General features: G+C 39.3%; 7 protein-coding genes. 6 read left to right on the plus strand and 1 reads right to left on the minus strand.

Translation table 11 applies throughout. From position 1 onward, the window contains the following. Positions 1-176: 176 nt before the first annotated feature. The gene (locus J2S17_RS23505; RefSeq protein WP_307478503.1) at positions 177-1112 is read right to left on the minus strand and encodes an arginine deiminase family protein; all 936 of its coding nucleotides are present in this window, start codon (positions 1110-1112) and stop codon (positions 177-179) included. Between the two features lie 295 nt (positions 1113-1407). Between J2S17_RS23505 and J2S17_RS23510 the strand changes: the two genes are divergently transcribed. From J2S17_RS23510 to J2S17_RS23535, 6 genes are all read left to right on the plus strand, one after another. Next, positions 1408-2106: a 4'-phosphopantetheinyl transferase family protein gene (locus tag J2S17_RS23510; protein ID WP_307478505.1), complete on the plus strand. Its 699-nt coding sequence runs from the start codon at positions 1408-1410 to the stop codon at positions 2104-2106. Between the two features lie 70 nt (positions 2107-2176). Next, the gene (locus tag J2S17_RS23515; protein WP_307478506.1) at positions 2177-2902 is read left to right on the plus strand and encodes a thioesterase II family protein; all 726 of its coding nucleotides are present in this window, start codon (positions 2177-2179) and stop codon (positions 2900-2902) included. A gap of 795 nt (positions 2903-3697) precedes the next feature. Next, positions 3698-6958 (plus strand): non-ribosomal peptide synthetase, encoded by a 3261-nt coding sequence (locus J2S17_RS23520; protein WP_307478540.1) that lies wholly within the window; start codon positions 3698-3700, stop codon positions 6956-6958. After that, positions 6955-9795 (plus strand): type I polyketide synthase, encoded by a 2841-nt coding sequence (locus J2S17_RS23525; protein WP_307478508.1) that lies wholly within the window; start codon positions 6955-6957, stop codon positions 9793-9795. Before J2S17_RS23520 ends, J2S17_RS23525 begins: the two co-directional genes overlap by 4 nt. 16 nt (positions 9796-9811) lie before the next feature. Next, positions 9812-11056 (plus strand): MupA/Atu3671 family FMN-dependent luciferase-like monooxygenase, encoded by a 1245-nt coding sequence (locus tag J2S17_RS23530; RefSeq protein WP_307478509.1) that lies wholly within the window; start codon positions 9812-9814, stop codon positions 11054-11056. Beyond that, positions 11040-14993 carry a non-ribosomal peptide synthetase gene (locus J2S17_RS23535; RefSeq protein WP_307478510.1) on the plus strand — a complete coding sequence of 1318 codons (3954 nt, stop codon included), beginning with the start codon at positions 11040-11042 and terminating at the stop codon, positions 14991-14993. Before J2S17_RS23530 ends, J2S17_RS23535 begins: the two co-directional genes overlap by 17 nt. The last annotated feature ends 175 nt before the right edge of the window (positions 14994-15168 follow it).

Genomic DNA, 15168 nt, shown 5'->3' on the forward strand with positions numbered 1-15168 from the left:
TATTACTATCATTAAATACACCATTCTAATTAAGAGATCTCAACTTCTCGAAATCAAATATCTTTACCCCTGGCTATTCAACTTTCTCTTGGTGCAATAGATTATATTGTTTCAACTAAACCATGACAACACCTAGGGCTGTCATGGTTTATTGTATATCCTTATAGAGTTATTCGCTAATCGTCTTCTCTAACAAACGGCATGGTAAGACAACGAATACTACCAGCGCCATGCTGGAGCTGATTGACCTCTGTTCCGATAAATTCAATATGTGGGAAAAGTTCCTGGTAATAAGCGGCTGTTTCATCACTGATCAGTACTGTTTGTTTATTAAGATTAATGAAGTTTGTATAGTCTAGGAGGTATTCTTTGTTTGGAAGCCAATATACAGAAAACCCATGGCGCCCTATAAAACTGTCAATGGTGCTGTATTCAGGTTCATAGCTAACGGATGAAGATTTGAAAATTGAAACAGCGGAAAACCTTAAAAAAGAAGCTGCTACAAAAATATCTTTTCCAAGGATATTGCAGACAACATCCAAATGAAGAGACTCAATAGTTTTCGGGAGAGAAACAAATCCAACTTCTTCGATGCCTATTGCGAATAAAAAATTTGCAAGTTCTAGCCGATTTTTTGAACGATGGCCGGTATTAATTAGAACACAATCAGGGTTAATTATCAGGAAATCTCCAAATTCAAGTGAACTTGAAGAGGGAGCCAGGTGTATATCGCTTTTATCTAAAAATTCCTTTAGGAAAGTCTGAGAAAAATAAAAATCAGGCTGCCTCAATTCATTGTCGGAAGCACCAAGAAGCATACGTTCTCCAAATGCGGCTCCAACGTCTCTAATGAAAATACGGTTTACTAACCGATCCCAAAGAGAAGAGCTAACTTCCGTACTAAGGTCATGGACAATACAGCCAAAATCTTTAAGTTTCATCTTCATTTGACAATGCTGTTCGTAAGCTTTTTCGGCAATAAACTCCTTTGCAAAACCAACAGCAGAAACTTCAGGCCCTAATACATTGTGTTTCGCCGGGGAACAAACAATAATCTCCTTTAAACTTCCATTCTCAGAATAACAATAAGGTTTAAGCTTCTGCTTTAACAAAATTACTCACTCCTTCATTTAACAATAGTAAATACTTAAATGTAAAAGGTAGGAATAGACTAAATTGTTTTAAGAAGGAAAAACAGTGAAAAAAGGTAGGGAAGGCGGGCAAGCCTCATATGGAATTAACCAAAAAAATAAAAATAACAAAAATCTTTCAATTATAGGAAAATTCTAATATAATTACCAACTAAAGGGGAAAGTGAGTGTATATTTTCGATTCTAGGGTTTCATTTGGTGTTCGTCAATCTTTTTCTTTATAATCATCACACTAGTGCGGTTGGAGGTGAAAATCTTGGAAGTAGTTGCAGTAAAACTAAATCAACCTTTACCCAAAGAAAAGATGCAAAACTTATTATGCTATATTGATAAAGAAAAACAATCGCGAATTGATTCTTTTTATCATGATAAAGATAAAGAGAGATGCTTGATTGGCGATATCTTGGTGCGTTATATGGTTGGTAGCCACCTGAAAAAAAAACCAAGTGAGATAAGTTTTTACCAAAATGAGTTCGGCAAGCCATTTTTAGAAGGTAATCCTTTATATTTCAACTTATCTCATTCCGGCTATTGGGTAGTCGCTGCGTTGGATACTGAAGAAAATGGTATCGATGTTCAAGAAATGGGAGAAGTTGACCTTGTATTGGCTGAACGATTTTATAGGAAAAGTGAATACATGGAGCTGCTGAAAAAGGAAGAAAATAAAAGAGCGGATTTATTTTATGAGTGGTGGACCTTAAAGGAATGCTACCTTAAAACAGCAGGAAAAGGATTGGCATTACCGTTGAATTCGTTTATTCTGGAAAAGTCCGAATGCAATCTCTACAAGTCTCACCTAAAAGAAAAAGAATTATATTTGAAGGTTTATCATCTTGATTCCTTTTACAAGATGGCAGTCAGCTCCACATCCGGATGCTTTAAAAATCTTAAAATACTTACTCCTCAGGAATTATACACCCTGTTTATGGGTTCTCTAAAAGCCCCTTCATACTAGATAATCATCAAGCACTCAACTAACTAAAAGTTTCAAATTCAAAAAGAATAATTTAACGGACGGTGAATTTGTGAAGAAAGCCAGATTGCTTTGCCTACCCTATGCGGGAGGATCTGCTACATCTATCTATTTATCTTGGAAAAAAAAACTTGAAGAGCATATTGAGGTAATCCCTTTAGAACTCGCTGGAAGGGGAAGAAGAATCCGGGAACCATTATTCCGGACAGTTGAAGAAGCTGTAGCTGACATGATTGAAAAAAATAAAAGTCTCTTGGAGGATGGGAACCCTTACAACATATTCGGACACAGTATGGGGGGACTGCTAGCTTATGAGTTTTGTCAAAAGATAAATGAGTTAGGTCTGCCACTGCCAGAGAATCTTTTTGTGTCTGCCTTTCAACCTCCTGATATCAAACTTGAGGGGGACATTCACTTGCTCCCAATGGATGATTTTGCAGAGAAAATGAGAAAAGGTGGTAATATCCCTGAATCTATTTTTCTAGACAAGGATTTGTATAATTTATTTATTCCAATTTTGTATGCAGATTATAAGTTGGTGTTTCAGTATATCTATAAACCGAAAGAGATTGTAATGAAAAACAACCTCCACATCTTTACCGGAAACACTGACTTTAAGGTTTATCAGCTAAGAAAGGAATGGTCGCGCCATACTCAGGGTTACTTTGAGGACCACATTTTTGAAGGTGGACACTTTTTTATTCGGGAAAGTGAACAAAAAGTTCTTGAGAAAATAGTATCTATTTTAATACCTGATAAAATTCCTACAATTGTATAATAAAAACGATTTGAGATATATTTTACCCCCTCCATAAATGGATGGGGTTTTTGCTTACTAAATTTTGTTCAATCGTACTCTGAAAGAAAATCTCCTTTATGGTTTCCTGGTATTTGATTATTTTTAAATATTTCAACTTACTCAAATAAGTGATGGAACAAATCCAGATTTAGAGTACTCTTTTTCTATATGTTTGAAAAACACCTGCTTTCGACTAGCATTTTCGGAGTTTCTGATTTGATTAATTCCTTATGTAAATCTATTTAAGAGTTTATTTTTTATTATTTCATCAATTTTCAATATTGAGAAAATAATTGAAATCAATAAGAGTTTAGAGTGATTTTATCTATTAATTTTCTCAATAGTAAAATATTTGAAATTCAATTAAGATATAACATGTAAAAGGTAACAGGGCAAAGATTATAGGTGGCTTCATTATACGTTTAAGGAGGGACAGTGATAAAAGGAAAAGTCCATAAAAAGTAGGAGTTAAAAGTGATAGGATAGATTTCATCTAATCTAGGAAACTATATTTTGATTTTTAGCTAAAAAAATTGATGAGAGTTATAGAAATGCTGTGTTGACCGATATCACTAGATGAAAAGCACATCCATTTTTACTTAGAAGATTCTGGCAGAGCCGTTGTGAAGGGTAATTGTAAAAAACTTAAATCTAAAGAAAAGCCATACGATTAAAAGGGAAAGCGTGTATATAGAATGAATATTCAATATTGTAGAAGAAAGGCAAGTTATAAGACTAGAATTGATAATAAAGAGGTGGATATTTGTGAAACGAATGACTCAAACCCTTTACCCTCTCACTAACGCTCAAAAAAGAGTATGGTTTATTGAAAAAATATATCCGAATTCAGGTCTAATGAACTTAGCTGGATCAGTTAGGTTTGCTTCAAAGGTTGACCCCGCACTACTTAGTAGAGCGATTCAGCAATTTATTGAAGAGAACGAGTCGATCGAGAACCAAGTTGTTCAGGATATACAGCAAGAAGAAGGAGTTTACCAAAAGCTGCAAGCAAAAGATATTCCTCATGATATCCCTTTTCTGGATTTCAGCGGTATGTCAGAACCTGAGAAAATGGCTGAAGCCTGGATTGTAGAAACCACTTCTTTACCTTTTCAGTTCAATAACAGTCCATTGTTTCAGTTCGCAATACTTCAGATTTCAGAAACAGAGATTTGGCTTTATTTGAAAACACATCATATCATTTCAGATGGGGTGAGCTTACATTATACCTGCAATGAAATTGCAGACCTTTATTTAAACCTAGTAAGGGGTGAGCTGAGAGAAATCAGCAAGAAACCTCTTTATACTGACATGATAGAAAAGGAGAAACGATATATTGCATCTAAAAGATACAAAAGCGACAAAGAGTATTGGTTGAAGAACTTTGAAAATATCCCGGATTCTATCTTTTTGAAAAGATCAGGAGTCCATAAGAATACGATTGAGAGTTCTAGGTATGAAATCAGCCTGGATAGGAAATTGAGGGATAATATCGATCAATTCTGCTTGGAGAATGATGTAACACCGGCAGCCTTCTTCAATGCATGTCTCTATGCCTACCTTTATCGGATAAGTGGGAAGAAGGACATCACTCTGGGACAAGTGACCAGAAATCGCACAGGTATCAAGGAAAAAAGCACCTTTGGCATGTTTGTAAATATAGTTCCTCTTCGTTGTAAGATAAGTCCATCAGATTCCTTTAAGGATACATGCCGACATTTCTCGGATAAGCAGCGTCAAATGCTCCGCCATCAAAGATTCCCCTATAACCACATCCTGTCGGGCTTACGGGAAAAGCTCCACAGTGTGCCCCAGTTATTTAATATTTCGGTCGAATTTCAGGTATTAGATTTCCAGCGGCATAAAAACCTCCCTTATGTAATAGAAACCCACCCCTGTGGATCACTGGAGCAAGAAATGGTCGTACATATCAAAGACCGGAGTGACTTGGGAACGTACCGGGTTGAATTTGAATATCAGTCATTTCTATTTAATGAAGGTGAGATTAACGCATGGGCCAATCGATATATGGAACTGATAAAAGATGCATTGGCACATCCAGAGCAATTGATTAAGGAACTGAACCTACTTCCAGAACCTGAGGCTAAACAAATCATTGTTGACTGGAATCAAACGGAGCGGGATTACCGCCTCGATCGCACATTTGTAGATTTGTTTCACCAACAGGTAAAAACCTCACCCCATTCGGTTGCTCTTGAATATAAGGAAGTAAAGCTGACTTATCAAGAGCTAGACAAGCTTTCAGGAAGGCTGGCAACCAGACTACGATACAAAGGGATTGGCACGGAATCAGTAGTAGCAATTATGCTTCCCCGAGGGTTGGATCTTATAGTCAGTATAATAGGAATTCAAAAAGCAGGCGGCGCTTATCTCGCCATTGATCCAAATTACCCTTTAGAACGCGTTACTTATATGCTAAAGGACTCGCAGTCTGATATTCTTTTGACTTCTGCACCTTTTAAAGAAAGAATGTCTGCTTTTAAAGGACAGATTGCAGATATTAAGGGCTTCCAACTGAATAATGACTCACTGTTCATGAAAGCTGAAAAGCAGTACCACCGCTTTCCTAAACCAGAACACCTTGCCTATCTTATATACACATCTGGTTCCACAGGAAGACCGAAAGGAGTAATGGTGGAACAACGAGCCTTAAGCAATTTGATTTATAATACACTCGATGAATTGAACTTAAACGAAAAATCCAGAGTGCTGCAAAATGCTTCCTGCAGTTTTGACACTTCAGTGTTTGAGATTTTGCCTACCTTTTGCAGCGGAGGAACGCTCATCTTGGAAAGCAGGGATTCACTGCTACCAGGCAAGCCTTTGGTAGACGTAATAAAAGAAAAAGAAATCAACATGTTAACACTTACCCCGTCTGTCCTGATGAAACTGTCTTCCTACGGAGATGGAAAACTGAATGAAAAATTGCCTCATCTTAAAACTATTAAATCAGCCGGAGAAGCCTGTCCGCTGGAAATAGCTGTTTACTGGAGCAAAAATCGAAGGTTCGTAAATGGATATGGTCCTGCAGAATGTGCCGTTTGGTCAACAACAGGCGATTTCAGAGGAGGAGAGAACGTTGATATCGGTCGTCCCTTAAATAATATAACAGCTTTTATTTTGGATGAGAATCAAAAAGTAGTCCCTCCTGGCGTGAACGGTGAAATTTACTTAGGAGGAGCAAGTCTTGCGAGGGGCTACAGGAACCTGCCTGATCTAACAGATAAAGCTTATGTGATTGTTGATTTTAATAGAGAAGATGCAGGTAAGAAGCGTCTATATAAAACAGGGGACCGAGCCCGCTTCCTGCCTGATGGAAGGATTGAATATCTCGGCCGCAATGACAGCCAAGTTAAAGTCCGGGGGCAAAGGGTGGAGTTAAGTGAGATAGAGAATGTTTTAGAGCAGCACCCCTTGGTTAAACAGGCGGTGGCAGTGTCAAAAGATGATGAAAAAAGCGGGAAAAAGATAGCTGCCTTTATTATTCCGAAGTCTTCTACTAAAACAAGTGCATCGGAACTACGTATGTACCTTCAAGATCGCCTTCCATCTTTCATGGTTCCTGGCCAGTTTAAATTTATGACAGAGATGCCTATATCTCCCCATGGGAAAGTCGATAGGCAAAAGCTCCAATACGAAAACATAGAGATGGAAGAAGCCTCTTGCAGAAATAAACCACCTGTCAGCAAACTTGAACAGACACTGACCTCCATATGGAGTGAGGCTTTAGGAATTAAGGCGGTTGGCACTGAAGAAAACTTTTTTGATTTGGGAGGAGATTCTTTCACTCTACTTTGGGTGCATCAAAAAGCCCAAGATATGGTCGACAGTTCTTTAACCGTAATGGACATGTTCCGTTACCCTACCATCCGTAGTTATGCAGAGCATATCACTTTAGATAAACAGCAAAGGGAGGAAGTATCAGTCAAAGAACAAAAGGAAGTGACACAGCTTAGAGAAAAACAGAGGAACCGTCAAAAAAGTCTTAGAAAGCAATGGAGGGTTCAGAAGTGAATGGAAATAATGATCAGAACAGTGATGAATTACAGGGAATAGCGATTATTGGCATGACAGGCAGATTCCCAGGGGCGAACAGCACAACTCAATTTTGGGAGAATCTGCTGGATGGAAAAGAATCCATTACTTTTTTTGAGGAAGAAGGCGGGCGTAGAAGCGGGTCAGGAATCATAGAAGGGGCAGATAACTTTGATGCGGCTTTTTTTGAAATGTCTCCACGTGAAGCAGAATATACGGATCCTCAGCATCGATTATTTTTAGAGTGTGTTCATGAAGTTCTGGAAACTTCTGGTTATGGAAAACCTGAACCGAATATGAGAATCGGCGTATATGCTGGCAGCGGACAGTCAGGATACCTTCTTAATGTTCTGAGCCAGAAAGAGATGGTTGATAGTATAGGAGAATATCAACTATCAATAGGGAATCTTCAGGATTTTTTGACTACTCGCGTGTCTTATAAATTTAATTTAAATGGACCAAGTATGGCTATCCAAACAGCGTGTTCCAGTTCGCTCGTGGCCGTTCATACAGCCGTTCAAGCCTTGCTCACTTATGAATGTGACATGGCCTTGGCAGGAGGTGTTTCGGTCAAAGCAGATCAGGCTAAAGGCCTTAAGTACCAGGAAGGAGGAATATTATCGGAAGACGGCCGCTGCCGGGCGTTTGATGAGGATGCCAGCGGGACGGTTATCGGAAATGGGGCAGGGGTAGTTCTTCTTAAACGCTTGGAAGATGCTGCGAAACAGGGAGACCAAATTTTAGCAGTAATAAGGGGAACAGCAGTAAACAATGACGGTTCACAAAAAATAGGTTACACCGCACCCAGTGTGACAAGGCAGGTAGATGTAATTAAAGAAGCTTTAGCGGTTGCAGATGTTCACCCGGAGACCATCACATTTGTGGAAGCTCATGGTACAGGTACGGCTCTGGGTGATCCAGTGGAGGTCGCAGCTCTAACAGAGGCGTTTGGCCATACCTCTAGAAAAAGTTTTTGCGCTCTCGGCAGCGTAAAGACCAATATAGGCCACCTTGACAGTGCAGCTGGGATAGCTAGTCTCATAAAGGCAGTTCTTTCCCTTCAGAATAAAAAAATCCCTCCGACACTGCATTTTAGGAAGCCAAACTCAAGAATTAATTTTGAAAACAGCCCTTTTTACGTAAATACTCAAAAACTAGACTGGGATTCCGTCGGGTCTCCGAGGAGAGCAGGAGTAAGTTCTTTTGGTATGGGCGGTACCAATGCCCACGTCATACTTGAAGAATATGATGATAAAAGAGATGTGCAGTTCAGCGGAGACGGTTATGAGGAACAGTTACTTTCACTTTCAGCCAAAACTCCATCCGCCCTTAAAACGATGGTAGAAAATTTGATCACCTATCTGGAGCAAAACAAGCAAACTAGACTTTCTGATATAGCTTGTACACTGACATCCGGACGAGATGAGTTTGAATACAGGCTCGCAGCTGTGGGTTATGACTGGAGAAGTGCTGCAAATTCACTAAAGGAGAATGCAGAGAAATGGAATGGTAATGCAGCCGGTTTGAATTCTTCAAGGCACACCGTCTTCTTGTTTCCCGGAAAAGATTCGCTAGTGGTTAAACCGGTCAGGGGATTATATGAGAGCCAACCTGTATTTAAAAAAATAGTCGATGAATGCGTAGATTATTTAAAATCCTATCTTTCCCTGGATATTATGGATATCTTGTATCCTTCGGATGAAAAAAGGGACGAAGCTTTCCATAAACTCCAGATATATAATGAACCTATTTTATTCACCATTCAATATGCACTTGCCCTTCAATGGAAAGAATGGGGCGTTAGACAAGAGGCAATGATTGGTGAAGGAACTGGTGAATATGTCGTAGCTTGCCTTTCAGGTGTTTTAAATATGAAAGATGCCCTGAGAATGGTCGTAGAGAGGGCTAGATTCCTAGAGGATGACATTCCATGGTCCGAAACTGAGGAGAAATCAACGAAATTGGAAGTGTTTAAGGATGCATTGGCTAAAGTACAGCTGAAGAATCCAAAAATTACATATATTTCAAGTATAACCGGCGGATGGATTACTAATAATCAAGCTACAGATCCCCATTATTGGCTGAGGCATCTAATGGAAAATCCACGTATGAGCGAAGGGACGCAAGAGCTTTTGAAAACAGGCTATAACAGCTTTCTGGAGATGGGGAATGAAGGTTCTCTAGAATCCCTTGTCAAATCTAATAATGGAGAAGATAAAGAGATTCGAAGTTTTTGTGTTCTACCGGGAGAAGGCGAGAGTTTTGCTTTTGAAGAAGCCCTTCGAATTGTCGGGGAGATTTGGAGTTTCGGGACTGTAGTTGACAGAATGGCTTTATATAAAGATAAGGAATTTAAGAGAGTTCCATTGCCGACATATCCCTATGAGAAGAACAGATATTTCATTGAAATGAACTCTTTCCTCGACCGCTTTGCGGAAATGCAAAAAAGCACTGAGGTAAACGGATCTTCTAACAACGTTTATGGAAAGGAATTTGCATCTGCGCCGAGAGAGGAAAGTGAAGTAGAGGAAAAAATCAGGCAGATTTGGGAGGGCCTTTTAGGTATTGAAGGAATAAAAAGAAAGCAAGACTTTTTTGATCTCGGGGGAGATTCATTAATGGGGATACAGCTTGTCACACGTTTAAGAGAAACCTTCCATCAAGAAATTTCAATGGATATATTCTTTGACTTTCCAACAATAGCTGAGATGGCGGGAGAAATAGGAAAAGAGGATATAGAGGAAGAGCACTTAACCGAGGTGGAGCAGCTGCTAAGAGAAATTGAAGCAATGTCGGAAGGTGTGAAGCAGAAATGATAAGGGGGCTAAAAGGTTGAGCAAATTAATCGAACGAATGGCTGCGCTCTCTCCTAGACAACGTGATTTGCTTGAAAAACAGCTAATAGAAAAGGGGCTGGAAAACCCCTATTCTATTACTGAAGGAATAAATGAAAAGAAAATTCTGGAGAGTAAAAATGAGCTTTTAGCAGAACGCCAACCGATAAAAGAAATTGATTTTAGTCTTTTCTTTTTTTCTGGTAACGGATCCACTACCGAAGCAAACAAGTACGATTTTCTCCTCAATAGCGCCAAATTTGCAGATCAAAACGGGTTTTCAGCGGTTTGGACACCAGAAAGGCATTTTCAAGAATTTGGCGGATTGTACCCTAACCCTTCTGTATTAAGTGCGGCGCTGGCGGCTGTTACCGAGAACATTGAGCTGCGTGCAGGAAGTGTAGTGCTCCCCTTGCATCATCCCATTCGGTTTACCGAAGAATGGTCCGTAGTGGACAACCTTTCAAAAGGACGGGTGTCTGTAGCGTTTGCCACAGGATGGCATCCGGCCGATTTTTTACTTGCTGCGAACCAAGACCGTTCATACTACTTGGAAAGAAAAGAAGAAATGTTCAAGTCCATTGATAAGGTACAAAAATTATGGGAAGGTGAACATGTTCAATTTGAAGACAGTGATGGAGTTTCTTACAAAATACAAACACTGCCTCGTCCTTTACAGAAGCAGATTCCTGTATGGATAGCAACGAATGGCAATACAAACACTTTCCAGCGGGCAGCTAAAATAGGTGCAAACATTTTGACAGGCATGCCTAAAGGAGGTACTAAAGAGTTAGAGAAGAAAATCTCAAATTATCGGAGAGCTCTTGATGAATATGGATTTGATTCTGAATCAAAGAAAGTTGCTGTCATGCTGCATACTTGTCTGGGTAGAGATGACCGTGTTATTAAAGAAAAGGTTAAAAAGCCCTTAAAAGAGTACCTGAAGACATTTATGAAACAGCATGAATACATTCATGAAGATTATGAGAAATTGTCGTCGACTGATTTTGATTTAATTGTCTCAAGGGCTTTTGAAGCATATTATCAGGACTCCGCTCTATTAGGTACACTTGACAAGTGCGCAGGGTTTGTCGAAAAGTTGATAGAGATAGGAGTCGACGAGATTGCCTGTTTAATAGATTTCGGAGTAGATCAAGATACAGCAATGGAAGGTTTACATGTATTGTCAGAGTTGAAAAATAATTTTACCAATGGGGGGAAGAAATATGAAAAGTTTAAGTGAGAGAATTAATGCTTTGACTCCCGAGCAACGAGTACTGTTCGAAAGTCAGTTAAACGAGAAAAAATTAAACTCAAAATTAGAATCAACCTTAAAAAGCAAACGCATACCAAGTCGTAATCATACGATTCCTAGCCCGCTTTCTATTGATCAGGAACGATTATGGTTTTTTAATAGAATGCATCCCGAAGTCTCTGCTTATAATGTATACGGTGTGGCTAAGTTTAAAGGGAAATTAAACCATAAAGCATTGGAACATAGTATTAATACAATTATTCAGCGTCATGAAGCATGGAGGACGGTATTTGATGTAAGAGAGCCTTTGCAGGTTGTATTACCGGAATTAAAAATAGAAATCCCTACTGTTGACGTAAGCAACTTAAATCCCCCTAAACAAGAAGAAGAAATTCAACGACTAGTAAAGGAAGAGGTTCAGCGATTATTTAATCTGGAAAAAGGCCCTCTTGTCCGATTTAAGCTTTTCTATCAAAGCAAAACAGAAGCGATGTTGGTCATGACGGTTCACCATATCGTTATGGACCACCTTTCCTTTTCTATCTTTTTTGAAGAGATGGTTGCAAGCTATAAAGCATTTTTGGATGACACAACGGCTCATTTACCTGATTTACCTGTTCAATATGCTGATTATACAGAATGGCAGCGTGAATATCTTCAGGGAGAAACAAAAGAAAATTTGCTTTCTTTCTGGAGAGATCAGCTAAAGGGGTCTGATTATGTACTCGACATCACAACCGATTTCCCTCGTACCCCTGCGGTGACTTATAGTGGAGCCCGCTCTTTTATAGACATTTCTAAAGAAGACCTAGACAGTTTAAAAGAGATAGCGAAAAAGGAAAACGCTACTCCCTTTATGATTTTTCTAACAGCGTTCAAGGTTCTGCTTCATCGTTATACTGGACAATCTGATATCATTGTCGGTTCACCTTTGGCCAACCGTAATCGATTGGAGCTAGAAAAGGTGATCGGCTACTTTTTGACGATGGGGGCTTTTCGATCTGATATCTCTGGGGACATGTCTTTCAGAGAACTTCTGAAGAATGTTAGGGAAACGTCGATAGGTGTGTACAAGAATCAGGACCTGCCAATCGGCCTTCTGTTGGATGAAATTAAAGTGCCTGTAGATCCAAGCAGAAACCCTCTCTTTCAAGCAGTATTTGTATACGTGGAGGAGCACGAAGATAAACTAAAGTTGCCTGAAGTGGAAATAGAATTCCAACTCATTGACGGCATGACAGCAAAGTATGATATAACAATTGGCTTTACCGAAAGCAAAAAAGGGTTAGAAGGATTTTTTGAGTATTCTCCTGATTTGTTCCGTGAAGAGACGATTAAGAACATGAAAGAACATTTCTGCCGCCTATTAAAAGAGATAATTAAAAACCCTGACATGAAAATTTCAGATATGAAGATGCTGTCAGACGAGGAACAAAAACAGCAGCTGCTGAATTGGAACAAGACAGAAAAACAGCGGTCCTTTGATCAACTTCTTCATTTATTGGTGGAAAAACAGGCCGCCAAAACACCGGAAACCATTGCAATAAAATATGGTCATACTACTTTGACTTATCGGGAGTTGAATGAAAGGTCTAACCAACTTGCCCACCTGTTAATCAATTCCGGCGTCAAAAAGCAGGTGAAGGTCGGTATGGTTATGGATACTTCATTGGAAATGGTTATAGGAATGCTCGGAATTTTCAAGGCGGGGTGTGTCTACGTTCCGGTTGAGTCTTCATTCCCAGAAGACCGGATTCAGTATATTTTGGATGATTCCGGGGTAGAAGTTCTCGTCACTCAATCAAAGTCAGACGTAGGAAATGCTGTGAATGCGCAACGAAAGATTTATCTTGACCATACTTTGAGCGCAATCAAAGATGAAAGTAACAGTAACATCCAGACAGATATTTCTGCCTATGACCTTGCTTATATTATGTATACATCAGGTTCAACTGGAAAACCGAAGGGTGTTGCTCTTGAACATAGTGGGATTTGTAACTTAATTGAACACTCTGTTTCCCTTTTAGGACTTGCAGAGAGTAGTAGGATGCTCCAGTTGTCTTCGATAAATTTTGATACGTCAATAGCCGAGATGTTTTCTGCCCTGTCTTCGGGTGCGACGTTATGCATTGCCCCTATTGAAGCTCGGGCCGGGGGCATGGATCTAATCCAATATATCACGGAAGAGAAAGTAACTACCATGATGCTGACACCGACCATCATTTCAAGCATCAGTCCGGATCAGCTTCCAGATTCGGTAAATACGATGGGAACAGGTGCAGAACCGTGTACGCTTGAAATCAGAGACTGGAAAACTGAGAACAGAAGAGTTCTCAATATTTATGGTCCAACAGAAACGTCGATTTATGTCCTAGCAAATGATTTTGAGTATGATGACAAACCGTCATGCATTGGTAGGCCGGTCCAGAATACGAAAGTCTATATTCTCGACAGTAGACAGCAGCTGGTTCCTACAGGTGTGCGAGGGGAACTTTATGTTGGAGGAGCAGGCGTAGCCAGAGGATATATAAACAACCAACAACAGACAAAAGAAAAATTTATAAAAAACCCCTTTAGAGATGGAGAATACATGTACAGGACAGGAGACTTCGCCAAATGGCTACCCGACGGGAAAGTTGAGATTCTTGGTCGGAAAGATGACCAGGTAAAGATTAAAGGGGTGCGGATTGAAACCGGAGAAATTGAAACGGTACTGAGCCACTATCCTGATATTGAAGAAGCAGTGGTAATGTCAAGAAGTAATAGCATTAATAGCCAGTTTCTCTGTGCTTACTATCAGGCGACGAAAGAGGTGGACGAAGAGACCTTACGTGCTTTTTTAATGAAGCAGCTTCCCACTTATATGATTCCCTCTCATTACGTCAGGATTGACAAGCTACCTATAGGGGACAGCGGAAAATTAGATAAAAAGGCATTACCTGAGCCTGATATTGTTTCCAAAGATAGAAGAAACTATATAAGTCCTGTTAGTGAAAGTGAAAAAATTATGGTATTAGTCTGGGAAGAAGTGTTAGGAATTAAGAATATAGGATTGGAAGACAGCTTTTTTAACTTAGGAGGAGATTCACTGAAAGCAATCCAAGTGTCTTCTAGTTTATATAAACATGGTTGGGAATTTGAAATGAAGCAAATATTTCTGAATCCTGTATTAAAAGATTTATGTTTTTATCTAAAACCAATAACGGATGAAGACGAGGAGCAAAGGATCGGAACGTTCCTTACTCAGAAAGGAAAGCCGATAGTCTTTTGCTTTCCGCCTGTTACCGGATTCGGTGTAGCCTATTATCAGTTGGCGCGAAACCTTGGGAATTATACCATCTACTCGTTTGATTATCTTAAAGATACCCATAAGATAAAGTTATATGCACAAAAGATAATAGAGGTACAGCCGGAGGGACCTTACGTCTTGATGGGTTACTCGGCAGGAGGAAAAATTGCGTTTGAAGTCGCAAAAGAATTGGAGCAAGTTCATCGAAGGGTTGTAGCCGATATGATTATGATAGAAGCATATCGTGTTAAAAGGACAGATGCTATGACCGAGGAATCAATAGAAGACAATCTGAAGATCTTGATGGAAAATCCGACACGCGAATACTTGAAAGGTGCTCTTTTTAGTGACCGTGATAAGGATAGAATTAGGGATTTTATGCGATATGTATTCTCACTGGAAGGAAGTGGGGAAATAGAGGCTAATATTCATCTGATACATTCGCCGGATTATGAGCGTAATGAGCATTACGAATATGAAGAGTGGTTCTTATCAACAAATGGAGAGATTAGCCATGTTGAGGGTTACGGTTTGCATAATACAATGTTGTTTACTGAGAATGCAGATAAGAATGGGATCGTGGTCGAAAACATTCTAAGTACAAAGGTTTTTCCCTTTACAAAGAACTTTACTTAAAATCAACGTTAATCATTGTCGATGAATTCAAGAAGGTTTCTTTTGCATTACAAGTACAAAGGTAATTGACATTTGAAAAATACAATTAAAACAGGCTGATGCCTGTTTTTTATTTTTTTTAGATAAATAATTGTGATAACTAGTACTATATGATTTTTAATATTAAATGGTATGA

This window comes from Cytobacillus purgationiresistens (genome assembly GCF_030813235.1).
GTDB lineage: Bacteria > Bacillota > Bacilli > Bacillales > Cytobacillaceae > Cytobacillus > Cytobacillus purgationiresistens.

Coding starts and splice junctions, on each gene's coding strand:
- J2S17_RS23520 (WP_307478540.1), top strand. CDS start 3,698: ATGACTCAAACCCTTTACCCTCTCACTAACGCTCAAAAAAGAGTATGG.
- J2S17_RS23535 (WP_307478510.1), top strand. CDS start 11,040: ATGAAAAGTTTAAGTGAGAGAATTAATGCTTTGACTCCCGAGCAACGA.